Below are 24,324 nucleotides of genomic sequence, written 5' to 3'. Positions count from 1 at the left end.
CCGCTTCGGCGGGGGCGGGCCGGTGTCGTCGGTGCTGGTATGTCGTGGATGCCACTCACAGGCTCTACGAGTGTGTCAGTAGCCTGGCGGGCGTGTGCTTGATCCTGTTCGCCCTCGAGGTCGACCCGAATTATCGCCTCGTCCTCGCCGCCAACCGTGACGAGTTCCATCGTCGGCGCAGCGCCGCGGTACACCGGTGGGACGATCTGCCGGTGATCGGTGGACGTGACCTCGAGGCGGGTGGTACCTGGCTCGGCCTCGCTCCCGACAAGTACCGGTTGGCCGCGGTGACCAACGTGCGTGACGGGATCGCACAACCGCAGCCGGACAAGCGATCTCGCGGTGGACTACCCGTCGACTTCGTGACCGGCACGGGCAGTGCCGCCGACGCTGCGGCAGCCCTCGTGGAGACCGCCGACCGGTATGCCCCGGTGAACCTACTCGTCGACGACGGAGCCGAGATGTGGTGGGCCACCAACCATCTCGAACCCCGTGCCGTGCGGGTGGAGCCGGGAATCCACGGATTGTCCAACGGCGCACTCGACGAACCGTGGCCGAAGGTGACGGCGGGGACGGCCATGCTGCGCGACGCGCTGACGTCATCGGTCCCGTCGTCGTCCGATCCCGAAGCACTGCTCGAGGCCCTGCACGACACCACCGTCGCCGACGACGCCGCGCTCCCGCACACGGGTGTTCCGCTCGACAACGAGCGCGCCCTGTCGGCCATGTTCGTCGACATGGGGGAGTACGGCACCCGGGCCGGCACGGTGGTTCGGATCGACTCCGCCGGCCACGGCGACATCACCGAACGTCGCTACACCCCCGACCAAGGTCCCTCCACCGTGGCCATCAGCGTCTGATCGTCCACCGTCGGGCTAGATTGCTCGGGTGACACACGCCGTCCTGGATGTCCTGCCGATCGCCGTCGCCCTACTCATGGCCTCCCTGCCACTGGTGATGGTGAGCATGGCGCTGGTCATCAAACGCACGGGCGTGATCGGATGGTGCTTTCTGCTCGGTTGGCTGACCGGTCTCGCCGCGGTACTCGTGGTTCTCATCGCGATCGTCGACGTCGGCTCGCTCTCCGGCGGTTCGGGCCCCGCGATGGGCGTCGTGGGAGTGGTGGCGGGCCTCGCATTGCTGGGCTGGGGAATCCGCAAGTGGCAGAAGGTATGGACGGCCGATGGCGCCGACAGCGAGGTCCCGGGGTGGTACTCGATGATCGAGGAGATCGGTGCCGCGAAGGCCACCGCATCGGGATTCGGTCTGGCGGCTCTCAATCCGAAGAACCTGCTCATCACGGTGTCGGCGGCCGCCGCGATCGCCGAGGCCACCGCCGACGTCGGGGCCCAGGCAGTCGCGATCGTCGTGTTCGTCGTCGTCGGCAGTCTCGCAGTGGCCGCGCCGACAATCGCCACGAGCATTGCCGGCGAGCGCGCCGAACCGACGCTGGCGCGACTCGACGCGCTGATCACCCGGCACAATGCGCTGATCGTCGGCACGGTGCTGATCGTGCTCGGCTTCGTGGTGATCACCAATGGGCTTGAAGCGCTGTGAGGTCTGTGTCGGCCTCGACGATGTCACCGCACCGAGATGGCGGCGCGAGTAGCGTTCGGTCGCACCTGGTCTCACGCCGACGCCTGCGCCCCATCGAGGGAGCGCAGGCGTCGGTGTGCCGAGACCGTGTGGTGATCTCCTCAGTGCGCGGCGAACGGATTCGCGGTGACCGGGATGTTCAGGGCGGCACCGACTTCTGGGGTGTAGAGGTGTCCGTCGTGGGTCGACAATCCGGCGGCCAGCGAGGCGTCGTCGCGGCAGGCCGCCTCCCATCCCTTGTCAGCCAGGCGCAGCACGTAGGGCAGGGTGGCGCCGGTGAGTGCCTGGGTCGAGGTGCGGGCAACCGTGCCGGGCATGTTGGCCACGCAGTAGAAGACGCTGTCGTGCACGGTGAAGGTCGGATCGTCGTGGGTGGTGGGGCGTGAATCCTCGAAGCAGCCGCCCTGATCGATCGCGATGTCGACCAGCACCGAGCCGGGCTTCATCTGTGCGACAAGGCTGTTGGGTACCAGGACCGGGGCCTTGGCGCCCGGGACGAGAACCGCGCCGATGACCAGATCGGCCTGCTTGATCGCCTCGGCCAGGGCCAGCGACGTGGAGTAACGGGTGTGCACCCGACCACCGAAGTGTGCGTCGATCGCGCGCAGCTTGGTGATGTCGAGATCGAAGACGGTGACCTGGGCGCCCATGCCCATGGCGATGGTCGCAGCGTTGACGCCGCTGACCCCACCGCCGATGACGACGACGTCGGCCGGTTCGGTTCCGGGAACGCCGCCCATGAGGACTCCGCGGCCACCTTCGGACCGCATCAGGTGATAGGCGCCGACCTGCGGGGCGAGGCGGCCCGCGACCTCACTCATCGGGGCCAGCAACGGGAGCGAGCCGTCGGCGGCACGGACGGTCTCGTAGGCGATCGAGGTGGTCTTCGACGCGAGCAGCGCGTCGGTGCACGGACGGCTGGCGGCGAGGTGCAGATAGGTGAACAGGGTTTGCCCGGCGCGCATCCGCGAGTATTCGGCGGCGATGGGCTCCTTGACCTTGAGGATCATCTCGGCCTGGTCCCAGACCTGATCGGCGGTCGAGAGGATCTGCGCGCCGGCCTCCTTGAAGTCGTTGTCGGCGATCGCCGATCCGAGTCCGGCGCCGGCCTCGACGACCACCTCGTGGCCGCGGTGGGTCAGCTCGGCGACTCCGGCCGGGGTGGCGGCGACGCGGTACTCGTTGTTTTTGATCTCGGTGGGGATGCCGATACGCATGACGGGTTCTCCTTGACGGTGGGGGTCTGTGGCGCCGACGGTGATGAACGTCGACCAGGAATCCTCGTGGCTGAATGTTCCTCGATGAACTAGCCTCAAGAGTGAAGTAACTTCGGAATCAACACAAGTGACATGAACATTATTCTTGAACTCGTCGGTATGCCGAAGATCCATCGACCAGGAGGTATTTGATGCCCGACTCGCCGAAGGATGTTCGGCCACAGCTCGACGAGGTCGATCGTCAATTGCTGCGGCACCTGCAGACCGACGCCCGGGTCACCAACAGCGACCTCGCCGCACGCGTGGGGATCGCCGCATCGACCTGCCACGGTCGCGTCCGACGACTGCGGGATCTCGGCGTCATCCGCGGGTTCTTCGCCGATGTCGATCCCGCTGCGGTGGGTCGCCCGCTGCGTGCGATGGTCGCGGTCAGCCTGCAATCGGATGCCCGCGGTCAGATCCGGAAGTTCGTCGGTGAGATCACCGGCCACGACGAGGTGATCGACGTGTTCTTCCTCGCCGGCTCCGACGACTACCTGCTGCACGTCGCGACGGCCGACACCGAGGAACTGCGTCGCTTCGTCGAGATGCTCAACGCCCGCCGAGAGGTCGCGGGCACGACCACCTCACTGGTCTTCGACCACCGACGCGGCGACGCGCCGATCTACTGACCCGTCTGCGCACCCTCATTTCGACGTCCTCGTTCACCGGCCGTGGCGCCTGCGAGCGGGCCCGTCGACGCGTCCCCATAGACTTGATGCGGGACCAATCGGGTCGTACGCGGCAACCCGTCGAGGAAAGGCTGACATGGCGCAGGGCATCAGGGTTGGGGTCTTCGGCTCCAACGGCAAGGTCGGCAGGGCGATCGTGTCGGGCATCGAGGCGGCCGACGACCTCACCTATACCGCCGGCGTCGACAAGGGCGACGCCCCGGAGTTCTTCACCGACACCGACACCCAGGTCGTCGTCGACTTCACCCATCCCGACGTGGTGATGGACAACCTGAAGTTCCTCATCGGCAACGGGATTCACGCCGTGGTCGGGACCACCGGCTTCACCGACGAGCGCCTCGCACAGGTACGCGAATGGCTCGCCGAGGCACCCGGCGTGGGGGTGCTCATCGCGCCGAACTTCGCGATCGGTGCGGTCCTGTGCATGCGCTTCGCCCAACAGGCGGCCCGCTTCTACGACTCCGTCGAGGTGATCGAACTGCATCACGCGGCCAAGGCCGACGCGCCCTCGGGCACCGCCTATCGCACCGCGTCGTTGATCGCCGAGGCCCGTGCGGCCGCCGGCGTCGGCCCCAGTCCCGACGCCACGACCGCCGAACTCGACGGCGCGCGCGGTGCCGAGGTCGACGGTGTGCGCGTGCACTCGGTGCGCCTCGCCGGCCTCGTCGCCCATCAGGAGGTCCTGCTCGGCACCGAGGGCGAGACCCTGACCATTCGTCACGACTCGCTGGATCGCACGTCGTTCGTCCCGGGTGTGCTGCTCGGCGTCCGCAGCATCGGCGAGCGGCCGGGTCTGACCGTCGGTCTCGACGACCTCATGGACCTGTAGGGGCGCCGCTCATGGCTCCCGACCCCGATCCGTCCCGTCCCGATCCGACCGGATCGGATGCGGACCAGTCGTCCGCCCGGTCGAAGAAGATCCGCGAGCGCGACGCCCGTCCGATCGTGTGGATGATCGCCTTCCTGGTCATCGCGATGTGCGTGTACTTCGTGCTGCTCGGGCAGCGTGGCGTCGACCTGATCACCAGCGGGACCGCGGCCGGCATCGGCATCGGGATCGGCGTGCTGATCCTGCCGTTCCTGGGGATCTGGATGATCGTGGCCACCTTACGGGCCGGTATCGAGCATCAGCGATTGGCGCGCGCGATCGCCGAGGAGGGGCGGGAGCTCGACGTCTCCGACATGCCGCGCCGACCGTCCGGCCGCATCGAACGCGATGCGGCCGACGCGCTGTTCGCGCAGGTTCGTCAGGAGTGGGAGGCCGACCCGAATGACTGGCGCAACACCTACCGCATCGCCCGCGCCTATGACTACGCCGGGGACCGGAGTCGCGCCCGGGAAATGATGAAACGTGCTGTCGCGCAATACCGTGGGCGGACGTGATGGCAACACTGTTGATCGTGCACCACACCCCGTCGCCGCACTGTCAGGCGATGTTCGAGGCGGTCGTGTCCGGCGCCACCGACCCCGAGATCACCGGTGTCGAGGTGGTGCGCCGCGCCGCGCTGTCGGTGTCGGCCAGCGACTTTCTCGACGCGGACGGTTACGTATTGGGGAGCCCGGCGAACCTCGGCTCGATCTCGGGTGCTCTCAAGCACGCCTTCGACGGTTCGTACTACCAGATCCTCGATTCGACGCGGGGCCGACCGTTCGGGCTGTACCTGCACGGCAACGAGGGCACCGAGGGGGCGCAAGCCGCGGTCGACCGGATCACCGCCGGACTGGGCTGGACGAAGGCCGCCGAGTACGTCATCGCGTCGAACAAGCCCGACAAGGCGGTGCTCGAGGCGTGCTGGGAACTCGGGGCCACAGTGGCCGCCGGGATCATGGAGAGCTGAGAGCCCCTCGTTGCGCCGCTATTCATAGGTATGCCTAAGCTCATGTCCATGTCGAGAACTTTGCGCAGTTCGTGGCTGGGTCGAGTGTTCACGTCGATGGTGTGCCTCGGGGCGGTCGTCGTGGGTTCCGGTGTGGTGGCGGGTGAGGCACGGGCCGAGCCCGCGCCGGACCTGGCTGTCGAGACGGTCACCGGTGGTCTGCGGATTCCGTGGGAGGTCGTCGCGGCGCCGGACGGAACCATCCTCACCAACGAACGGTCGGGAAGGTTCGTGGCCGTCGCGCCCGACGGCCGCGCACACACGGTGCGGGCAGACCTGTCGACCCTGTTCGTCACCGGCGAGGCCGGGCTGATGGGAATGGCGCTGGATCCGGGCTTCGCCACCAACCGACGCCTCTACACCTGCCAGTCGGAGGTGACCGCACCGACCGGGCGGATCACCGCTCCGCCGTCACTCATCCGGTCGCCACTGCCCTGGCCCAACACCGGTCAGGTGAACAGCGTCGTCGCCTGGCGCGTGGCGCCCGACTGGTCGGCGCTGACGCGGGAACGCACCGTGCTGTCCGGCATCCCGCTCACGATGGCCGGGCGCGAAGCCGGGTGCGGTGTCACCGCAGCCCCCGACGGCACACTCTGGATCGGCACCGGCGACACCGGACTGCCGACCGTCTCCCAGGATCGATCCTCGTTGGGCGGCAAGGTCTTGCACATCAACGCCGACGGCAGCCCGGCAGCCGGCAATCCCGACGCCGCCAGCCCGATCTTCACCCTCGGCCATCGCAACGTTCAGAACATCGCCCTGGGTCCGGCGGGGCGCGTGTACTCCATCGAGCAGGGCACGCATGTCGACGACGAGCTCAATCTCCTCACCGCCGGCGGCAACTACGGTTTCCGCCCCGACAAGCGAATTCCCCTCAACGACGAGGACGCGGTGATGACCGATCCCCGCGTACCGGGTGCCATCGGTCCGGTGTGGAAGTCGGGTGCGCCGACGGTCGCGCCGCCCGCCATCACCTTTCTCCCCGATTCCGGTTGGGGACAGTGGAACGGTGCCCTGGTGATCTCCGCGCTCAAGGGCAAGCGACTGATCCTCGTGCAGCTCTCCGACGATGGACGGCGGGTCGTGCGCACCGCCGACGCACTCGACGGTGAGTACGGCAGGCTGCGCGGGACGACGATCGCCGCCGACGGGTCGTTGCTGCTGCTCACCAACAACGGCACGGACGACAAGATCCTGCGGGTTCGGCCGAGCTGATCGGCGCGCCGGGACAGGTTCACCCATGCCGGGTTCACCTACACTGGCTCCCGTGAGCACGGCGATCCACGGCAGCGCGCCGACCGGCACGATCCCCACCCCGTACGAGGACCTGTTGCGGTTGGTGCTCGACACCGGCACCCCGAAGGCCGACCGCACCGGAACCGGTACGCGCAGCCTGTTCGGCCATCAGTTGCGCTACGACCTCGCCGCGGGATTCCCGCTGATCACCACCAAGAAGGTGCATCTCAAGTCGATCGTCTACGAGTTGCTCTGGTTCTTGCGCGGAGACTCCAACGTGCGATGGCTGCAGGACCGCGGGGTCAGCATCTGGGATGAATGGGCCGACGCCAACGGTGATCTCGGCCCTGTCTACGGAGTCCAGTGGCGCAGCTGGCCGACACCGTCGGGGGAACACATCGATCAGATCTCGGCCGCGTTGGACATGCTGCGGACCAACCCGGACTCGCGCCGTAACATCGTCTCGGCCTGGAACGTCGGGGAGATCCCGCAGATGGCGCTACCGCCTTGCCACGCGTTCTTCCAGTTCTACGTCGCCGACGGCAAGCTCTCGTGCCAGCTGTATCAGCGCAGCGCCGACCTGTTCCTCGGCGTGCCGTTCAACATCGCGTCCTACGCCCTGCTGACCCACATGATGGCCCAGCAGGCCGACCTCGACGTCGGCGAATTCGTCTGGACCGGCGGCGACTGCCACATCTATGACAACCACGTCGAGCAGGTGACCCGCCAGCTGTCGCGGGAGCCCTACCCATACCCGACACTCGCGTTGCGCAAAGCGGATTCGATCTTCGACTACGACTTCGACGATGTCGCCGTCGTCGGCTACCGGTCGCACCCGGGCATCAAGGCGCCGGTGGCGGTCTGACCTGTCGTGGCCTGAGGTGCCGCGAACGGCAATGTCGGAGGTGGCCATTATCCTGGGTTCATGGGCGGCATCACACTCATCTGGGCGCAGGATCGGGTCGGCGCGATCGGCCGCGACAACACCATCCCGTGGCGTGTGCCCGAGGACATGTCACGGTTTCGCGAGGTCACCGGCTCGCACGCGGTCGTGATGGGACGCAAGACCTGGGAGTCACTGCCCGAGCGTTTCCGGCCACTGCCCGGTCGGCGCAACATCGTGATCACCCGCTCGCAGACCTATCGCCCCGAAGGCGCCGAGGTGGTCCACACGGTGACCGAAGCGCTGCAGTTCGCCGGCTCCGACGCGGTGGTGATGGGCGGCGGAGAGATCTACACGGCCGCAATGGACCACGCGACTCACCTGCGGGTCACCGAGATCGACATGCTGGTCACCGGTGCCGATGCGTTCGCCCCGGTGATCGACGAGAGGTGGCACACGACGACCGAGACCGACTGGGCGCAGTCGAGCACCGGGACGTTCTATCGGTTCGTCGACTACGTGCGGCACACGTCCTGACGTGGCCGCCGCCCTCACCACGGCTCAGGCCCGCCGCATCGCGCTGACGGCACAGGGATTTTCCGACCGGCCGCCGACTGGTGCCGTCACCATGCGGCTTGTCGAACGAGTCGTGGCGCGCACCAAGCTGTTTCAGATGGACTCGGTCAACATCGCAGTGCGGGCGCATTATCTGCCGCTTTTCAGTCGGCTCGGCCCCTACGATCAGGCACTGCTCGATCGGGCCGCCTGGCGGCCCGGGCGTGGGCGCCGTTTGTTGACCGAATACTGGGCGCACGAGGCCGCGCTCATCCCCGTCGACGATTGGCCGCTGTTCGGGTTCCGGATGGCCGAGTACCGCGACGGACGCTACCGTCACACGCGAGACACCATGCGTCGCAACCGTGAACTCGCCGACGACGTGCGCGCAGTGATCGCCGAGACCGGGCCGGTGACCCCGCGGCGCATCGAAGAAGTCCTCGGAATCGAGCGCGCACCACAGGCCGCGGGCGGCTGGTGGAACCGCGGTGAGGTCAAACACCTCTGCGAGGCGATGTTCGCCTCCGGTGAGTTCGCCGCGACCCGCGACGACGTCTTCGGACGTCACTACGACCTTGCCGAGCGGGTCGTCGGCGCCGATCGAGTGGACCGTCGTGTCGAGCGGGACGACGCGCACCGCGAACTCGTGAGGCGTGCAGCATCGGCCTTGGGGGTGGCCACCGTCGCCGACCTCGCCGACTACTACCGGCTCAAGACCGCAGACGTGCGGCCCGCTATCGCCGACCTGATCGACTCCGGTGTCCTGCAACCGGTTTCGGTGGACGGGTGGCGCGATGGTGCGTACCTCCACACCGCTGCAACGGTTCCCGCCCGGGTTCGCACAGCCAATCGTGAACGGGGAGCCATTCTGTCCCCGTTCGATCCGCTGGTGTTCTTCCGGCCTCGCACCGAACGAATCTTTGGTTTTCACTATCGAATCGAGATCTACGTTCCCGAACACAAACGCGTGCACGGGTATTACGTCCACCCGTACCTGCTCGGCGACGAGATCGTGGCGCGCGTCGATCTCAAGGCCGATCGGCAGCGCGGGGTGCTGATGGTTCCGGGAGTATTTTCCGAGGCTGGGCAACGTCTTTCGGAGATCGCGTCGGCATTGCGACGCGACCTGCAGGTGTTGGCCGACTGGCTCGGGATGGAGTCGGTCGAGATCGGTTCCCGCGGGGACCTTGCCGACACGCTACGTCATCTCTTCGACTGACAAGCCAGAACTGCGCAAAGTAACGCCTCGACAGGGTTCCCGATAACCACCACAAGTCGCGCTCATCGGCGAGGACGGCGAAAAAGCGTCGCTCGTGGCACTCATTCGCGAGCGTTGATGAGTTGGTGCGGATCGTCGCAGGGTTGCGATGCCGTCCGTTCAGGCACAGGGTGACGACAGGCCCAACCCGACAGAGGAGCTGGTGTGGAGCCATTGGATCGGACGGCAGCGGATCAGACAGCAGGGGATCGGCCGCCAATGCATCGACCGGCATTGCATCGACCGGGCGATACGCAGATGGTCGCCGGAGACCCCGGCGGGAAAGCGCGTGGGCTGGCATTGCTGGCCGAGGTCGGCGTGGCTGTACCGGAATGGGTGGTGCTCGGCGCTGATCTGTTCGAAAAGTATGTGCAGGAAACAGGTCTCACCGACCTGAGGTATCTGGTGAACTCGGCCGAGGATGAACGCACCGCCCAGCGGTACGCGGCAGAATTGCGCGAGCGCGTCCTGTCGTCGTCGACGCCCGACGACATCGACGACACGATCGACGCGGCATGGTCGCGACTCGGCCGCGGACCGGTGGCGGTGCGGTCGTCGGTGGCGGCCGAGGACGGCGCGGACCTCTCCTACGCCGGCCAGTTCGAAACATATCTCAATATCACTGGAACACAGGATATCTCGCTCCGGGTGCGTCAATGTTGGGCGTCGGCGTACGCGCCGCGGGTGCTCAGTTACAGGTGGGCACACGGGGTCCGCGAGGCGGATGCGATCGCCGTGGTGCTGCAGAGACAGCTCGATCCGTTGACCAGTGGAGTCGTGTTCACCGCCAACCCCACGACCGGTGCCCGCGACGAGATGGTCGTCAGCGCGGTGTACGGACTCGGGGAGGGACTCGTCTCCGGCGCCGTCGACGCCGACACCGTCATCGTCGGTTCCGACGGCTCGGTGCGCGCCACGACCATCGGGGACAAGGACTCCCGGGTCGTCACCGTGCCCGGCGGTGGCATCGCGACCATCGGCGTCGACGACGCCGACCGACGACGCGCGGCCCTGACCGCCGGCCAGATACAGGAACTCGTCGCGACCGCCGAGCGGATCGAGGAGGCCATCGGCGCGCCCCAGGACATCGAATGGGCCCTCGACGGTGGGGGCCTGTGGTTCCTGCAGGCCCGCCCGATCACCACCGTGGCCACCGCCGCGCCTTCGTCGAGACCGGCGTCGGACTGGCTGATCCGCGGTGCGGGCGAGTGCGTGGCCGACGACGATCTGCGAATCTGGGACAACTCCAACATCATCGAGAGCTTCAACGGGATCACCTCGCCCCTGACCTACACCACCGCCGCCGACATCTACGGTCGCGTCTACCGCGGCTACGCCGAATCGATGCGCCTGCCGCGGGCGGCCCTCGCCCAGATCGACACCTGGACGCCGGTGATGCTGGGCAGTTTTCACGGACGTGTGTATTACAACCTGCTCCACTGGTACCGCATGGTCGGCATCGCGCCGGGGCACGCCCTCAACCGCAAGGTCCTCGAGGCCGCGCTCGGCGTCGCCCAACCACTCGACAAGGACCTGGCGCGAACGCTCAAGCCGTACTCCCTGGCCAACCCGATCCGGCGGCTCGTCGTGCGAGCGGTCACCACGGCGGTGTACCTCCGTAGGATGCGCGACATCGACGACCTCGTCGAGGACTTCCTCACGGAGTTCTATCGCGTCTACGACCGCTTCGAGAACCTCGATGTGGACACCATGACCGGTGAACAGGCCTATCGCACCTACCGCGAGGTGGAGGGCGATCTGGTTCGCCGATGGGGCCCGCTGATGGTTCTCGACGCGATCCTGCTCACCCTGACCGGTGCGATGTATCTGTTGACCAAGATCTTCCTGCCCAGGGCACCCGAATGGTTCCTCTACGCCGTCGTCGGACCAGGTGCCGATGTCGAGTCCGCCGAACCGGCCCGGGCGATGACCGCACTCGCCGAAGTGGTGTCCGCGGACCCCGGCGTCCGCGAACTCGTCACCACCACCCACCCCGCATCGATTCGCCGCGCCCTGCACGAGGGCGGCCACGATGTGATCGCCGCAGCGGTGGAGAACTACCTGCAGCGCTACGGGTACCGGAGCCTCGACGAACTGAAGCTCGAGGTCCCCGATCTGCGTGAGGATCCGTCGTCGTTGTTCGTCATGCTGCGCAGCGCACTCGCGCGCGGCACGGAATCGGCCGCACCTCCCGACCCGGCCATGCATTTGGATCCGGCCACGCGTTCCGCTACCGCGCCGCCGGAGTCGGCCCAGCAGTACCTCGATGCCCATCTACACGGACTACGTCGGCGCACATATGACGCGCTGCGCGGCAAGCTGTCCCGGTGCGCCGCGCATCGTGAGCGTCTGCGATTCGCTCGCACAAGGGCTTTCGGCATGGTCAAACGGTTGATGCGCGTGATGGGGCGCGATCTCGCCGAGCGCGGCGTGCTCAGCGACTTCACCGAGGTCTTCGAGCTGACCGTCACCGAACTCCGCGAATGTTACGAATCGGGCCCACCCGACGATGTAGCGGCCATGGTGTGCGCACGCAGAGCGGCCCGCCACGCCGACTCGACCCTGATCGCGCCGGAACGCTTCGAGACCCTCGGACAGCATCTCGACGACGCGGCACTTGCCGCGCAGGGCTGGACGCCCGTGGCCGAGATCGCTGCTGCGCCTGCGGGATCGGTGCTCGTGGGCACACCGTCGTGTGCGGGTACCGCCGAGGCGACCGCCCACGTGGTGACCGAGCCGATCGGCGTCGACGGAGGCATTCTCGTCGCCTATCGCACCGACCCCGGGTGGGTGGCCGCATTGCCGTCCGCCTCGGCGCTGGTCATCGAACGCGGTAGTCCGCTGACCCACGTGGCCATCGTCGCCCGCGAACTCGGCATTCCGACCGTGGTGCAACTTCGTGACGCGACGGCGTTGCTGCGCAGCGGGATGCACGTACGCGTCGACGGCACCGCGGGAACCGTGACGGTCGTGACGGATGCGCCGCAATCGACCGATACCGCACCCGACGACCCGCCATCGTCGGCCACCGCCACCCCGGACGGGGCGCGACTCGAGAGGACCCCCGACCATGCGTGATCGAACCGGCCGCGACGCACCCGAGATCATCCGTGGATGGCTGCGCGACCCCGCACCGGACAAGGGCATCCACCTCGCCGATGAGGACGGCGGGTGGATCTTCTACTCCTACACCGACATCGCCGGGCGAGCGTTACGCATCGCCAGTGCCATGCGCGAGCACGCGGTACGCGCCGGTGACGGAGTGTGCGTGATCCTGCCCACCGATGTCACCTGCGCGGCAGCGTTCTACGCGGTCTGGGCGTGCGGCGCGGTCTTCACACCGATCACCCCGCCGACCTTTGCCGACCTCGACGAGTACACCGCGCACGCCGCGGCCATCCTCGCCCAGGCCGCTCCCGCTCTCGTCGTGACCGCACCCGGTCTCACACCACTGGTGACCGACGCCGTGTCCGCGGCGGGACTCGACGTCCCGGTCATGGAGGTGGGCGCCGCCGGCTCGGACGCCACGCCGCTCGACGACCTCGCGCCGACGACCGAATGCGCTCTGCTGCAGTTCACCTCCGGATCCACCGGCATACCGCGCGGGGTCGAGATCTCCTGGCCCAATCTCGCGACCAACACCGCGATGATCACCGACCTGCTGTGCTGGCGTGCCGACGAACCGATGGCGTCGTGGCTTCCCCTCTACCACGACATGGGACTGGTCGGTGGCTTCCTCACCACGGTCACCAATCAGGAAGATCTGTACCTGATGCGACCCGACCAGTTCGTGCGTGATCCGGCGCGCTGGCTGCGCGCGATGGAGATCGCCCGCCACACACCGTCCCCGTCGTTCTCCTTGGGTTACCTGGCCCACCGTATTCGCCCCGACGACATCGACCGTCTCGACCTATCGGGATGGCGCACCCTCGCGGTCGGTTCGGAGCCGGTGGAACTGTCGGATCTGCAATCGTTTTGCCGCCTTGTCGCCCCACAGGGCTTCGACCCGGCCGCGATCACCCTGGCCTACGGACTCGCCGAATCGACGTTGATGGTCAGTTCCTCGAGGCGCGACCGACCGATCACACTGCTCCGACCGGCCTCGCCACTTCGGTTCGGGGAGCCGGTCGACATGGGCAGATGTGCGGTGTTCGACGTCGATGCCGAGTATCCGGGATCGGGATGGATTGCCGGCCTGGGGTGTTCGACCCCTGACTCCGAGGTCGCCGTCGTCGACGACGACGGTCGGCCGGTGCCCGACGGGGTGCTCGGTGAGGTGACGGTCCGCGGTGGCTCCGTCGCCCGCGGCTATCTCGCCGGGTCACCGGCCGGTTCGACCCACATCACCGACGGTGTGCTCCACACCGGCGATGCCGGATTCCTGCACAACGCAGAGCTCTATGTCCTCGGTCGGATGGGATCGAGCCTGAAGGTGCGGGGCCGCTCGGTGTTCATGGAGGATGTCGAATCGACGGTGTCGGTCGAATGCGGGATCACCAAGGGCAAACTGGCGGCGGTGGCGATCACCGATGCCGGGTCCCAAGGCGTCGCACTGTTCGCCGAGACCGCGCCGGGAGAATGGATCTCCCACGCCCGCACCGTTATTCGCGGGCAACTCGGGCCCGCTCAGACGGTCACCGTCATCACCGGCGGGCGCGGCCTGATCCGGCGCACCTCGAGCGGAAAGCCGCGCCGGCGCCACATGTGGCAGATGTTCACCGCCGGGGAGATGACCGACGCCGTGGTGCATGAGGTCGACGGCACCGCGAGTGCCGCCTCTGCGAGCACCGTCGCGTCGGCCCGGGAGACCGCCGACGACCGGGCCGTTCCGACGCTGCCCGCGCAGCGCGTGGCCCAACTCCTCGATACCGCACTAGACTCGGTCGTCGTCCCCGACAACTGTGCGATCGTGTTCGAGGGGTCACTCGCTGAGGGATTCGGCAACGAAGGCTCCGACGTCGATTTCCTCGTCGTGGCGGGCGGCGACGAAGAATTGCCGACGCTGCCGACGGTCCTGTTCGGTGACGGCCGCCGCCTCGAGGTGCGCACCCGTTCGCTCGCCCAGCTGCGCCACCACTTGGAGACGGTCGCCGATCATCTGGCCACCGGCACCGTCTCCGAGCTCGACGAGGATCTACTCAACCGGTGCCAACGATTCCTGCGCTCGACCACGATTCGTACGAGCGCCCTCGTCGACCTCGACGAGCTGCGGGGGATCATCGACCACCGCCGTTTCGGTGAGGTGATGGCGCGATGGTGGCGCCATCGCGCGGTGGCGGTGCTGCGGCACGTCACCACTCTGCGGACCCTCGGTGCCGACGACGAAGCGATCGGGTGGATGCGTGATGCACTCGTTCAGGCGGCCAAGGCATGGTGCGCCGAGCGCGGCGAAACCTACGTGGAGACCAAATGGCTTCCCCGACAGCTCGATCGGATCGACGACGAGAGGATGACCGAACGGTGGACCGCTGCGACGACACCGCCCACGCCTGACGCCGACTCGACCGGCTCCTGGTGGGTGACGGCCACCGACCTGCTCGCGGAGATCGGAATCGACGCGAACGAGTGGACGGATGCGCGGCAGCTTCGGCTCGCACGTGTTCCCGGTGTGACGACGTGGACCATCGGTTCGCGTGTGCACGTGGTGCGTGGTGTGCGGGACGTCTTCGTGCTCTCCGACCCCGCGGCACAAGCGTGGCGGCAGATGGTGTTCCGTCGTCCGGTGCTCGAGATCTGCGACCGCGGTGACCGTGCCGGGCAGGCGGAGCACCGCCCGGTCGCGGAGTACCTCGTCGAGTTCCTTCGACTCGGTGTCGTCGGAGTGGACTGGGCAGGCGCCGGGCCCATCCGGCCGGCGATCGCGATGTGCGAGGTCTCCGAACCGTACACACCACCGCCGGCCACGAGCGGTCCGATCGTCGGACTGGGTGGGGCGGTCGCCCCGCCGAGGGAGGGCGTTGCCGTGCTCTCGCCGTTGCCCGCAGAGCGATTCGCCTCGGCCGGCTTACAACTCACCTGGGCCAACATCGTCGCCGAGAACGCGCGGGAGGACCTCGTCGGCGCCCTCAAGAGCGGGCAGGGCGGTGTGGCCGATGTTGCAGCGCCACGCCTGATCGCAATGATCGCCCGAATGGTGCTCTCGGCGTGGGGAGTTCATCCTCTACCTCCCGATGTCACTCCGGCAGCCACGCTCCGCAGGATCCTGCCGAGCCCGATGATCGAACCCTCGACACTCACCGTCATCGAGCGGGCCGCCCATTTCCGATTCGACGACATCTTGTCCTCGGGCGGCGACGGACTCGCCGAACTCGAGGTACTCGACGGACTCCTCGGCGCGGTCCGGGCGCTCGTCGGCAGTGACTTCCCGGCCTCCTTCGACTCCCGCGACCAATGGCGCCGCACCCTCGAGATCGCCTACGACTGGGTTCGCCTGGGCACTCACCTGGAGGTTCGGTTGCCGCTGGCCGAGGCCGCCGATCTGATGAACAGCGGAGGCGGACAACCACATCCGGTCGCCGACGCCCCGCCGGCACCGTCCACACCGATCGGGGGTGGCGCCCGATGAGCGTCGATGAGCAGCACAACGCGGGCCCGGACCACCAGGTCCGACGGATCGTGGTCGCGATGGCGCCGAACCCGCCCGCGGATGCGCCGGCGGCAACCGATCGCCTCCGCGAGGACCTCGGATACGAATCCGTCCGGCTCATCGAGCTCACCATCGCCCTGGAGAGAGCGTTCGGCCTGCCGCCCCTACCGCCCGCCGAACTCGCCGGCGTGCGCCGGGTAGGCGATGTCGAGGCCCTCATCCGCCGCCAGATCGGCCCCGACGATAGTCGCCGGATCAGCACCGACGATAGTCGCCGGATCAGCACCGACGGTAGAGGAGAAGGCCGATGACCCCGTCACATGGTCGGCGCCGGCGTGATCACATCCTGGTGACCGGCGCTGCGGGCCTGGTCGGTACCGAGGTGTGCCGCAGACTCGAGGCGTCGGGCCGGCCGGTGATCGGCGTGACCCATCGCACCGACTCACTGATCGCCAACGACGGTGCACCCGTGACCATTTCCGACACGATCACCGGTGACGTGCGACTCGGTGGATTCGGTCCCGCGGTGACCGCCCGGGCCGATTCGCTGGCCGGTCGGGTATCGACGATCGTGCACTGCGCGGCGACCACCGCCTTCGATGCCGCCGAGGAGGACTACGCGCAACTCAATGTGGGCGGCACCGCGCACGCCGTCGACCTTGCCCGCGCCTGGGACGTCCCGTTGGTGCACGTGTCGACCGCCTATGTCTGCGGCATGCGGGGCGGCACGATCGCCGAGGACGAGCTCGACGTCGGTCAGGTGTTCGGAACCCGCTACGAGAAGAGCAAATTCGATGCCGAGAAGCTCGTCGAACGGGCCCGCGCCGATGGGTTGCGCGCGGTGACGGTCCGGCCCGGGATCGTGACCGGCGTGAGTACCGACGGTGCCATCCGGGACCACAAGAACCTCTACACCGTCGTCAAACTCATGGTCGAGGGCAAACTGCGCACGCTGCCGGGACGCTACGACGCCACACTGTCGCTCGCGCCGGTCGATCACGTCGCCGACATCGTCACCGCCGCCACGTGCCACGCCGCCGATCTCGACGGAAAGGTACTGCACGCGTTGAGCTCTCGGCCGGTGACCCTGCGGGAGCTCTCCGACGTCCTGGCCGAGTATCCCTCCTTCCATGTGGCCACCTTCGTCCCGGATGCCACCTTCGATCCCGATGCACTCGAGGTGATCGAACGCGAGTACTTCCGCCGGGTCGGCTCGCTCTACACCAGCTACTTCCAACGGCGGCAGACCTTCTCGACCTGCATCGCCGAGACTGTCCTGGGGCGGCCGGCACCGGAATGTGGACCCGACTACTTGCGATTGCTTCTCGACCATTGCCTCGACATCGGCTACCTCGGTGCGCCACTGCCAGACGTGGAGACCGTCCTCGCCGGCCTCGGTGGTGCTCGATGACCGTGAAGACCGAGCGCGCGCACCACGCGACGACCCCCATGACCGCCGATCTGCTCACCCGGATCGGCGTCGACGGCGCCGACCTGTCGACCCACCTCGGCGACACCTACGTGCTCGAGGCGATCGAGCATCTCGATCGGATGGGTGTGGAGGCAGACTGGTTTGCCACCCGATGCTCACTGCTGCTCCTCAAACCCGACGCCGTGGTGGCCCGTGGCGTCGCGCCGACGCTCGAGTGGCTGGCCGCGCATCGGTGGCGAATCCTGCACGCCGCACGGGTCGAGTCGGGACGCCACCTCGCGAGGGCGTTGTGGCAGACCTCGTGGGCGCGGGCGTCGGTCGAGCGTCGCCGACTGGCCGACCTCCTGGTCGAGATGTGCGACTCCATGGTCCTTCTCGTCACCGACGACCACAGCGCTGTCGGTGCCGCGGACGGCGCTGTCGGCGTTTCTGCGGGCGCTGTCGGCGGAGAATCGGCGACGGTGCGGCTGACGCGGGAGAAGGGACCCACCGATCCGACCGCGGGTGCCCCGGGTGAGCTGCGGCATGCGCTCGGTCACCGCAGCTACCTGCTGAATCTCGTGCATACACCCGACACGCCCGTCGAGGTGTTGCGGGAATGGGCGATCATGCTCGACGAACCCGCGCGCGCAGCGTGCCTGCGGGATGTGATCGACGGTGGTGTCGACGTCGCCGAGCGGGTGGCGGCGTTGGCTGGGGAACTGTATTCGCAGACGCCGTCGCGTGAGTTCGGGCGGGCAGTGGCCGCCGAGCGGGTCGCCGCCCAGATGAATGCTGCTGCTGCACGTCTCGCGCCCCCGGGGCCCCACCTCACCGATGACCGGCTCTGTGCCGACATGCTGCGCAGCGCCTGGGCGAACGGGATCGACCTGGACCCGTGGTCGGTGATCGTGCTCGGCTCCCACATTCTGCCCATGACATCCGACCCGACCCGACGGGAGTGCAGATGACCACGCACATGACACCGGCCCCGGACCATCTCACCGTGGCGCCCACCTTCCACAGTCAGACGATTCCGCGCGAACTCGTTCATCGGTGTTCCGTCTCGGAGGTGTTCGTCACGTCGTTGTCGCGCGCGCAGCCGGATCTCGGCGACGACGAATTCCGCGTCGGTGCGCAGCTTCCGCGAATGCACGCCTACTTCGGGGATCACCGTGGGCCGCAGGCGGGTCGTCATGACCCGTTGTTGGTGATGGAAACCGCGCGGCAGGCCGCGATCGCGGTGACCCACCAGTTCTTCGACGTGCCGCTCGACAGCGCGTTCCTGGTCCGCACCTTCAACGGCGTCGCCGACGCACCTGTTGACGACGGGGCGTGGCGGCCGGGATCCCGGCCCGCAGACGTCGACATCTCCGTCGGCATCGGCGCCCGCCATGTGGTCGCCGACCGGCTGATCGGACTCGACATGGTGCTGGCGATCTCGGCCGACGGTGCGCCACTGATGACCGTGGACGGGTCGTTCTCCTGGACGACCCGTGCGCAGTGGTCGGCCCTGCGCGCGCAGGCGCGCGGCGGTGCGGAACGCGGGCGCGTCCACGTGGCCGAGCCGGCACATCCACACGTCGTCGGCCGCTTCGACCCGCGCAACGTCGTGGTCGGGGTGCGCGCGCGGGATGGCCACGAGACGCGGGGCGAACTCGTCGTCGACACCGCCCACCCGGGCTTGTTCGATCACGAACTCGACCACGTGCCGGGCACCCTGCTGCTGGAAGCGGCGCGACAGATCGCGCTTGCTCATGTCGGTACGGACGTGCGGATCGCGGCGGTCCGGAGTTCGTTCGGCCGGTTCGTCGAACTCGATCGGCCGGCGAGGTGCATCGCACGTACAGACCATGCATGTACAGATCATGGGCACGACCCGGCCGACCCCGGAGCGGCAATCTCGGTGCTGGTGACGATCGAGCAGGGCGGCACCGCGTGCGCCGAGGTCCGGCTGGGTGTGGTGATCGGGACGTGATGGTGACCGAAACCCTTCGGGCGTCGTCGGTCTCGGTTGCGCGCATCGCCCGATTCACCGCGGTGATGTTCAAGCCGCAATATCTGCTCTTCGGGGTCCTGTGGGTGCTCGCGGCCGAAGGGACTGCGGCCCGGCTCAGCGGTGTGCGTTGGGAGCCCGGAGCGGCAACGGTCGTGCGCGTGGTGGTCGTGGTGCTCGTTCTGCTGTTCCTGCGGATGGTCGACGAACAGAAGGACCTCGACTACGACCGTGTGTACCACCCGGACCGGCCGCTGGTGACCGGTGCGGTCACCGCCACCGACCTGCGCGTCGCGATGCTCATGCTCGGGGTGGTCGTGGTGGTGCTGTCCGGGACGGCGGGTGTGGGCTCGGCGATCGCGATCGCGGCGGTGCTCGCCTACGGACTCGGTCTGTGGGCCGCCGAGACGGTGTGGCCTGCGCTGCGGCGGTCGGTGCTCGGCAATCTCGCCGTCACCTACCCGGTGCAACTGGTGTTGGCGGCGTATGTCATCGCCTCGGCGGTCGACACCGGACAGGTGGGCGCAGCATGGTCGACGGCGTGGGTCGCGGTGCTGATGGCCGGGTCGTTCCTGCAGTTCGAGTTCGCGCGGAAAATCTCTTGCCGGCCGCGACCCGGTGAGATGTACTACTCGAATCCGCTCGGTGCCGCCGGCGCGGTCGGTGTCTCGATGGGCTTCGTCGCCCTGACGACGGTCGCGGTCCTGGCCATCTGGACGCCGTGGCGATTCGATGGCGTCGGCGCCCTCTTCGGTTGGGCGGCAGTGGTTCTCGCCGTCGTCCCGGTCGGGGCCGCGGTGGTGTGGCTGCGTTCGCGCCACGACGGGTATCCGCCCGTACCCGCCGCGGTGTACGTCCTGACCGTCTACCTCGCGGTCATCGGCGCGGCGCTGGCCACCCCGACGGGATGAGGTGACTCACCGATGACCAGCGCTCGCTCATCGCCTCGGCTCGAGGCGCACCCGGACCTGCGAGGGGGCGGCGACGAAATCGGTGGTCGATGGCCTGACCCGGCGGCGTCCGGCCGGCCGGACGGTCCAGCGCGAGTACAGGGCTGCCGAGCACAACAGGATCGTCGAGATCGCGAACGTGTTTCCCGGGCAATGGCGTTCTCCCACACCGAAAGCGAGATCGGCTTTCCGGTCGAGATACTCGGCTCGGTCCGGCTGCCATCGGTCCGGGTCGAAGGTCTCCGGATCGGTGTAGAACCGTGGGTCGTGCAGGACGAGGTACGGGCTGTAGATCACCGTCGAACCGTCCGGCAGGGTGAGTCGGCCGGTCTCGTCGTCGCCGAGGGTCACCGGCCCGTCGGCGGTCTGACTGCTGATCCACGGCCCCCACATCCGCAGTGTCTCGGCCACGACCCGACGCAGGTAGGTGAGCTGTTCGAGGTGGTCGGGGTGTACCGGTCCCTCGCCGACGACGCGTTCGACCTCTTGTGCAACAAGGGAACTCACGTGCGGGTTGCGGGCGACCTCGTACCACACCCAGGCCAGGATCGATGCCGTCGAACCGACGCCGGCGGCCACCATCAGCAGCAGTTCGTCGATGATCTCGTCGTCGGACAGGCCGATTCCGGTGTCCTCGTCGGTGTGTCCGACGAGGACCGACAGGACGTCGCCGTGATCGACGCCTTGGCTTCGGTAGCGGCGAACGACGGCGCCGATGGCCTCGCGCAGCATCGCCGAATCCCGCGCGAAACGCCGGTTCGCGCGCATCCGCATCCGGCGGACGGGGGCGGGCAGTGCGCCGCGGATGATCACCTCGCCGAGCAACCAGGGCACGGTTTCGCGAACCCGATCGAGCGCGTCGGCGCCGAAGTCGGCACGAAACAGCGTCGAGGTGACGGTCTGCAGGATCAGACCGTGCGCCTCGGTCCGCAGGTCCACCGGACGCTCATGGGGCAGACCGCGCGACCAGTCGTCGGCGATGGCGGCCGTGGTGACCGCATACCGCGCCAGCCGACGCGCCCGCAACGCCGGTGCCATCTGACGTCTGCGCATCTCGTGGCGTCGGCCACTGAGGACATTGGAGGCCTCCCGGATCGCCTCGTGCATCGCCTCCTGCAGATCGGCGCGGTGGAACTCGCCTGCGGTCCGAAAACCGATCTGCCGGATCAGTTCCGGAGTCGTGACCAGATAGGCGGGCCGGGTCCCGAGGTCCACGCGCACCACCGGGCCGATACGGCCCAGGCCGACGATGAAATGCAGTCCCTGTCGCAGGGCGACGACGCTGTGGCCGAGCCCGGGTACGCGCCCGGGCGCGCTCGGGACGTCCTCGGGCCGCACAGGCATACTTCCTCGGCGCAGTCGCTCGGTACCGACGAGTTCCCGGTAGATCCCGATGGTCTGCCGGGTCATTCGGGACTGGGGGACTGCTTTGTCGGACAACGCATCTCGTGCAGCAGCGAGTCGTGCCGGGTAGGCGAGTACCGCTGCGATGACCGCGGCGACGGAATCGGCCGACGGATCGGCGGCGCGCAGCCCGCCGCCGGTGGGCACCGTCTCGTCGAGGTCGGGATCGCAGTAGATCACCGGGAGACCGGCAGCGGCGGCCTCGAGCAGGACCAGTCCCTGGGTGTCGAATCCGGCCGAGGTGAACAACAGCGCGTCGGCGTCGGCCATCGCGGCCAGTACTCCGGCCCGGTCGGTCGAACCGAGCAACCGAATACGTTGTCGCAGCCCGAATTCGTCGACGAGGGTACGGATGTGGTGCTCCTGATCGCCGCTGCCCAGGATGTCGAGGGTGCATCCCGGGGTCGACGCGACCGCCTCGACGGCCACCATCGGACGCTTCTCCGCGGAGATCCGGCCGCACCACAGCAATCTGAGCGGATCGTCGTGGCTGTGAGCCGACCGTTGCGGCAGTGTGGCCAGGAGATCGTCGTCGACACCGCCGGAGACGACCCGGATGTCACCCGAGAGACCATGGCGGCGCAATCGGTCGGCAAAGTGCTGGGTCGGTGCGATCACCACGTCGGCGGTACGCGCCTGCGCAAGCATCATGTGCCACACCTGCCGTGCGGTGCGGGACTCGGCAACCCGCGCGACCCCTCCGCCGTGGGTCAACAGGCGGGGGGAGACGAGGCAACGGTGCAGGATTCGCATTCCCACCGCGGACGCCCAAGGCGCGGGGGAGGTGCGTTCGACGAACACGTCGTCGCGGCTGTGCATCGTCTGGACCAGTGGGATTCGGTGCCGGCGGGCGACTTTGGCGCCGAGGATCGCAACCCCATAGGTGGTGTGCACGTGCACGACGTCGACCGGGGAATGCCGGATCAGTTCTCTTTCGACCGCCGCGAGGACTCCGCGGGTGGGCACGACGAACGGAAATCCGTTGACCGACAGCGCCCGCGGTGCGGGGACGGCCACGAGCCAGGTGGGCACGGCGGCCTCCGGATCGGTCGGTGCCGGCGCGAACACCGTCACCCGATGGCCGAGGCGTTCGAGTGCCCGACGCTGGTCGTCCACGGCCGTCGAGATGCCACCGAGCGATCCCGGCGGGAAGTCGGCGAACATGGCGATGTGCAGCCGGTCGGGGGGCATTCCGCCGGGTTCGGGCGCCGTGGACTCGCCGGGCTCGGGCGCCGTCGGCTCGCCGGGGTCGGGCGTCGCACTGTCGGGTCGCATTGTCTGCAGGGTAATCCACACCGCAATCGAAAGGAGTCACATGAGGATTGCGATCCCGTTGACGGGAACACGCGGAGACGTCCAGCCGGCCGTGGCGCTGGGGGTGGAACTGCGCAGGCGCGGGCATGACGTCCTCGTCGGAGCGCCACCGAATCTCCTCGACTTCACCCGTCGTGCCGGTCTCGACGCGGTGAGCTGCGGACCCGATGTGGCACAACTGTATTCCTCCGACGAGGGGCAACGCGCGTTGGCCGCGGGCAGCAGCCTGGCATTGATGCGACTGGTCGGTGCGCAGATGGCCGACTATGCGTCTCGGATGAACACGGAGGTGATCGAGGTCTGTCGGGGTGCCGACGTGGTGGTTGCGACGCTGCTGACCGAGGATCGTGCGGCGTCGGTGACCGAGGCCTTCGACATCCCGATGGTGACGATGCACGGATTCCCGGGGCGGCCGAGCCGCAGCTATCCGTTCCCGGGTGCGCTGCCACCGACGATGACACCGCCCGCGGCGGTGAACCGCGCGACATGGCTGCTCGCCGACAACGTCCGTCGGCTCGTCTTCCTGCGATACCTGACTGCGTTGCGCACGGAATTGGGGCTACGTCGGAGTCTGGCCATTCCCGCCCAGATGTGTGCTCGCCGAGGGATTCCGGAGATCCAGATCTACGATCGCGCGCTGGTGCCCGGCCTGGCCGAGGAATGGGGGCACCGACGACCGCTCGTCGGGTTCCTGCCGCTGGAACCCGACACACGTGCCGCGGTCGGCGACCTCGACGGTGACCATGCCGAGGTGACCAAGTGGATCGGGGCCGGGAGCCGGCCGGTGTACTGCGGCTTCGGCAGCATGCCGATCCGTGACGCATCGGCCACCGTCGCCATGATGCGGACGGTCGCCGCACGGCTCGGCGTGCGCATCCTCGTCAGCGCGGGGTGGAGTGATCTCGATCCGGGCTCTCGCGGCGTCGCCGACAGCGACGTGATGGTCACCGGTGCGCTTGCACACGATCTGATCTTTCCCCGATGTGCGGCAGCGGTGCATCACGGTGGGATCGGCACGACCTTCGAGAGTCTGCGCGCGGGCATTCCGACACTGATCTGTTCGGTGTCGTTCGACCAGCCGATGTGGGGTGGGCAGGTGACCCGGCTCGGGGTGGGCGGGCACCTCCCGTTCGCCGACCTCGACGCCGATTCGCTGACCGATGCTCTCCGCGCCATCCTGCGCCCCGAGACCGTCGATCGCGCGGCCCGGTTCGCGGCACGACTGACCGAGCACTCCGACGCCACCGCACGCACGGCCGACATCGTCGAGGCCGCCGCGTGAGGCGGAATGGCGGCAGCCGGTCAGCGAT

Annotated in this window: 20 protein-coding genes; 18 read left to right on the top strand and 2 right to left on the bottom strand. The window is 68.1% G+C overall.

All coding sequences use genetic code 11. From position 1 onward, the window contains the following. Window positions 1–92: 92 nt before the first annotated feature. Both P3L18_RS10205 and P3L18_RS10200 read left to right on the top strand, forming a co-directional pair. On the top strand, window positions 93–860 hold the full coding sequence (locus P3L18_RS10205) for an NRDE family protein (RefSeq protein WP_276114017.1): 768 nt from the start codon (window positions 93–95) through the stop codon (window positions 858–860). Between the two features lie 28 nt (window positions 861–888). Next, complete coding sequence (locus P3L18_RS10200) at window positions 889–1,557, top strand: GAP family protein (RefSeq protein WP_276114016.1); 669 nt, start codon at window positions 889–891, stop codon at window positions 1,555–1,557. A gap of 140 nt (window positions 1,558–1,697) precedes the next feature. Here P3L18_RS10200 and ald read toward each other — a convergent pair whose 3' ends face one another. After that, window positions 1,698–2,813 carry an alanine dehydrogenase gene (ald, locus tag P3L18_RS10195; protein ID WP_276114015.1) on the bottom strand — a complete coding sequence of 372 codons (1,116 nt, stop codon included), beginning with the start codon at window positions 2,811–2,813 and terminating at the stop codon, window positions 1,698–1,700. A gap of 191 nt (window positions 2,814–3,004) precedes the next feature. Between ald and P3L18_RS10190 the strand changes: the two genes are divergently transcribed. From P3L18_RS10190 to P3L18_RS10120, 15 genes are all read left to right on the top strand, one after another. Further along, the gene (locus P3L18_RS10190) at window positions 3,005–3,484 is read left to right on the top strand and encodes an Lrp/AsnC family transcriptional regulator (RefSeq protein ID WP_014359793.1); all 480 of its coding nucleotides are present in this window, start codon (window positions 3,005–3,007) and stop codon (window positions 3,482–3,484) included. 136 nt (window positions 3,485–3,620) lie between these two features. Continuing rightward, the gene (dapB, locus tag P3L18_RS10185; protein WP_006371381.1) at window positions 3,621–4,373 is read left to right on the top strand and encodes a 4-hydroxy-tetrahydrodipicolinate reductase; all 753 of its coding nucleotides are present in this window, start codon (window positions 3,621–3,623) and stop codon (window positions 4,371–4,373) included. 11 nt (window positions 4,374–4,384) lie between these two features. Further along, window positions 4,385–4,927: a hypothetical protein gene (locus P3L18_RS10180; protein WP_276114014.1), complete on the top strand. Its 543-nt coding sequence runs from the start codon at window positions 4,385–4,387 to the stop codon at window positions 4,925–4,927. Further along, window positions 4,927–5,382, top strand: coding sequence for an NAD(P)H-dependent oxidoreductase (locus tag P3L18_RS10175; protein WP_006371383.1), 456 nt, complete (start codon window positions 4,927–4,929; stop codon window positions 5,380–5,382). Before P3L18_RS10180 ends, P3L18_RS10175 begins: the two co-directional genes overlap by 1 nt. A 48-nt stretch (window positions 5,383–5,430) precedes the next feature. Beyond that, window positions 5,431–6,636, top strand: coding sequence for a PQQ-dependent sugar dehydrogenase (locus P3L18_RS10170; RefSeq protein WP_276114013.1), 1,206 nt, complete (start codon window positions 5,431–5,433; stop codon window positions 6,634–6,636). Between the two features lie 52 nt (window positions 6,637–6,688). After that, window positions 6,689–7,522, top strand: coding sequence for a thymidylate synthase (locus tag P3L18_RS10165; protein WP_014359796.1), 834 nt, complete (start codon window positions 6,689–6,691; stop codon window positions 7,520–7,522). Between the two features lie 60 nt (window positions 7,523–7,582). Continuing rightward, window positions 7,583–8,077 (top strand): dihydrofolate reductase, encoded by a 495-nt coding sequence (locus tag P3L18_RS10160; protein WP_276114012.1) that lies wholly within the window; start codon window positions 7,583–7,585, stop codon window positions 8,075–8,077. A gap of 1 nt (window position 8,078) precedes the next feature. Continuing rightward, window positions 8,079–9,314: a crosslink repair DNA glycosylase YcaQ family protein gene (locus tag P3L18_RS10155; RefSeq protein WP_276114011.1), complete on the top strand. Its 1,236-nt coding sequence runs from the start codon at window positions 8,079–8,081 to the stop codon at window positions 9,312–9,314. Window positions 9,315–9,572: 258 nt separating this feature from the next. Then, the gene (locus P3L18_RS10150) at window positions 9,573–12,431 is read left to right on the top strand and encodes a phosphoenolpyruvate synthase (protein ID WP_276114010.1); all 2,859 of its coding nucleotides are present in this window, start codon (window positions 9,573–9,575) and stop codon (window positions 12,429–12,431) included. Beyond that, on the top strand, window positions 12,424–15,918 hold the full coding sequence (locus tag P3L18_RS10145; protein WP_276114009.1) for an AMP-binding protein: 3,495 nt from the start codon (window positions 12,424–12,426) through the stop codon (window positions 15,916–15,918). The genes P3L18_RS10150 and P3L18_RS10145 overlap by 8 nt, the downstream gene beginning before the upstream one ends. Next, a complete protein-coding gene (locus P3L18_RS10140; RefSeq protein WP_276114008.1) occupies window positions 15,915–16,250 on the top strand; it encodes an acyl carrier protein in 336 nt (111 codons plus the stop codon). Before P3L18_RS10145 ends, P3L18_RS10140 begins: the two co-directional genes overlap by 4 nt. Next, the gene (locus P3L18_RS10135) at window positions 16,247–17,350 is read left to right on the top strand and encodes an SDR family oxidoreductase (protein ID WP_276114007.1); all 1,104 of its coding nucleotides are present in this window, start codon (window positions 16,247–16,249) and stop codon (window positions 17,348–17,350) included. Before P3L18_RS10140 ends, P3L18_RS10135 begins: the two co-directional genes overlap by 4 nt. Next, window positions 17,347–18,321, top strand: coding sequence for a nucleoside-diphosphate kinase (locus P3L18_RS10130; protein WP_276114006.1), 975 nt, complete (start codon window positions 17,347–17,349; stop codon window positions 18,319–18,321). The genes P3L18_RS10135 and P3L18_RS10130 overlap by 4 nt, the downstream gene beginning before the upstream one ends. Further along, window positions 18,318–19,328 (top strand): ScbA/BarX family gamma-butyrolactone biosynthesis protein, encoded by a 1,011-nt coding sequence (locus tag P3L18_RS10125; RefSeq protein ID WP_079929510.1) that lies wholly within the window; start codon window positions 18,318–18,320, stop codon window positions 19,326–19,328. The genes P3L18_RS10130 and P3L18_RS10125 overlap by 4 nt, the downstream gene beginning before the upstream one ends. Beyond that, window positions 19,328–20,257: a hypothetical protein gene (locus P3L18_RS10120; protein ID WP_079929511.1), complete on the top strand. Its 930-nt coding sequence runs from the start codon at window positions 19,328–19,330 to the stop codon at window positions 20,255–20,257. The genes P3L18_RS10125 and P3L18_RS10120 overlap by 1 nt, the downstream gene beginning before the upstream one ends. 27 nt (window positions 20,258–20,284) lie before the next feature. Here P3L18_RS10120 and P3L18_RS10115 read toward each other — a convergent pair whose 3' ends face one another. Continuing rightward, a complete protein-coding gene (locus P3L18_RS10115; protein ID WP_276114005.1) occupies window positions 20,285–22,975 on the bottom strand; it encodes a cytochrome P450 in 2,691 nt (896 codons plus the stop codon). Window positions 22,976–23,015: 40 nt separating this feature from the next. Here P3L18_RS10115 and P3L18_RS10110 point away from each other — a divergent pair, with 40 nt between their 5' ends. After that, a complete protein-coding gene (locus P3L18_RS10110) occupies window positions 23,016–24,296 on the top strand; it encodes a glycosyltransferase (RefSeq protein WP_276114004.1) in 1,281 nt (426 codons plus the stop codon). Window positions 24,297–24,324: the final 28 nt, after the last annotated feature.

It is taken from the genome of Gordonia sp. N1V (assembly GCF_029269935.1).
Classification (GTDB): domain Bacteria; phylum Actinomycetota; class Actinomycetes; order Mycobacteriales; family Mycobacteriaceae; genus Gordonia; species Gordonia polyisoprenivorans.
This window is presented reverse-complemented; position numbering and strand designations above follow the sequence as displayed.

Coding starts and splice junctions, on each gene's coding strand:
- ald (WP_276114015.1), bottom strand. CDS start 2,813: ATGCGTATCGGCATCCCCACCGAGATCAAAAACAACGAGTACCGCGTC.
- P3L18_RS10190 (WP_014359793.1), top strand. CDS start 3,005: ATGCCCGACTCGCCGAAGGATGTTCGGCCACAGCTCGACGAGGTCGAT.
- dapB (WP_006371381.1), top strand. CDS start 3,621: ATGGCGCAGGGCATCAGGGTTGGGGTCTTCGGCTCCAACGGCAAGGTC.
- P3L18_RS10180 (WP_276114014.1), top strand. CDS start 4,385: ATGGCTCCCGACCCCGATCCGTCCCGTCCCGATCCGACCGGATCGGAT.
- P3L18_RS10175 (WP_006371383.1), top strand. CDS start 4,927: ATGGCAACACTGTTGATCGTGCACCACACCCCGTCGCCGCACTGTCAG.
- P3L18_RS10170 (WP_276114013.1), top strand. CDS start 5,431: ATGTCGAGAACTTTGCGCAGTTCGTGGCTGGGTCGAGTGTTCACGTCG.
- P3L18_RS10160 (WP_276114012.1), top strand. CDS start 7,583: ATGGGCGGCATCACACTCATCTGGGCGCAGGATCGGGTCGGCGCGATC.
- P3L18_RS10150 (WP_276114010.1), top strand. CDS start 9,573: ATGCATCGACCGGCATTGCATCGACCGGGCGATACGCAGATGGTCGCC.
- P3L18_RS10145 (WP_276114009.1), top strand. CDS start 12,424: ATGCGTGATCGAACCGGCCGCGACGCACCCGAGATCATCCGTGGATGG.
- P3L18_RS10140 (WP_276114008.1), top strand. CDS start 15,915: ATGAGCGTCGATGAGCAGCACAACGCGGGCCCGGACCACCAGGTCCGA.
- P3L18_RS10135 (WP_276114007.1), top strand. CDS start 16,247: ATGACCCCGTCACATGGTCGGCGCCGGCGTGATCACATCCTGGTGACC.
- P3L18_RS10130 (WP_276114006.1), top strand. CDS start 17,347: ATGACCGTGAAGACCGAGCGCGCGCACCACGCGACGACCCCCATGACC.
- P3L18_RS10125 (WP_079929510.1), top strand. CDS start 18,318: ATGACCACGCACATGACACCGGCCCCGGACCATCTCACCGTGGCGCCC.
- P3L18_RS10120 (WP_079929511.1), top strand. CDS start 19,328: ATGGTGACCGAAACCCTTCGGGCGTCGTCGGTCTCGGTTGCGCGCATC.
- P3L18_RS10115 (WP_276114005.1), bottom strand. CDS start 22,975: ATGCGACCCGACAGTGCGACGCCCGACCCCGGCGAGCCGACGGCGCCC.
- P3L18_RS10110 (WP_276114004.1), top strand. CDS start 23,016: ATGAGGATTGCGATCCCGTTGACGGGAACACGCGGAGACGTCCAGCCG.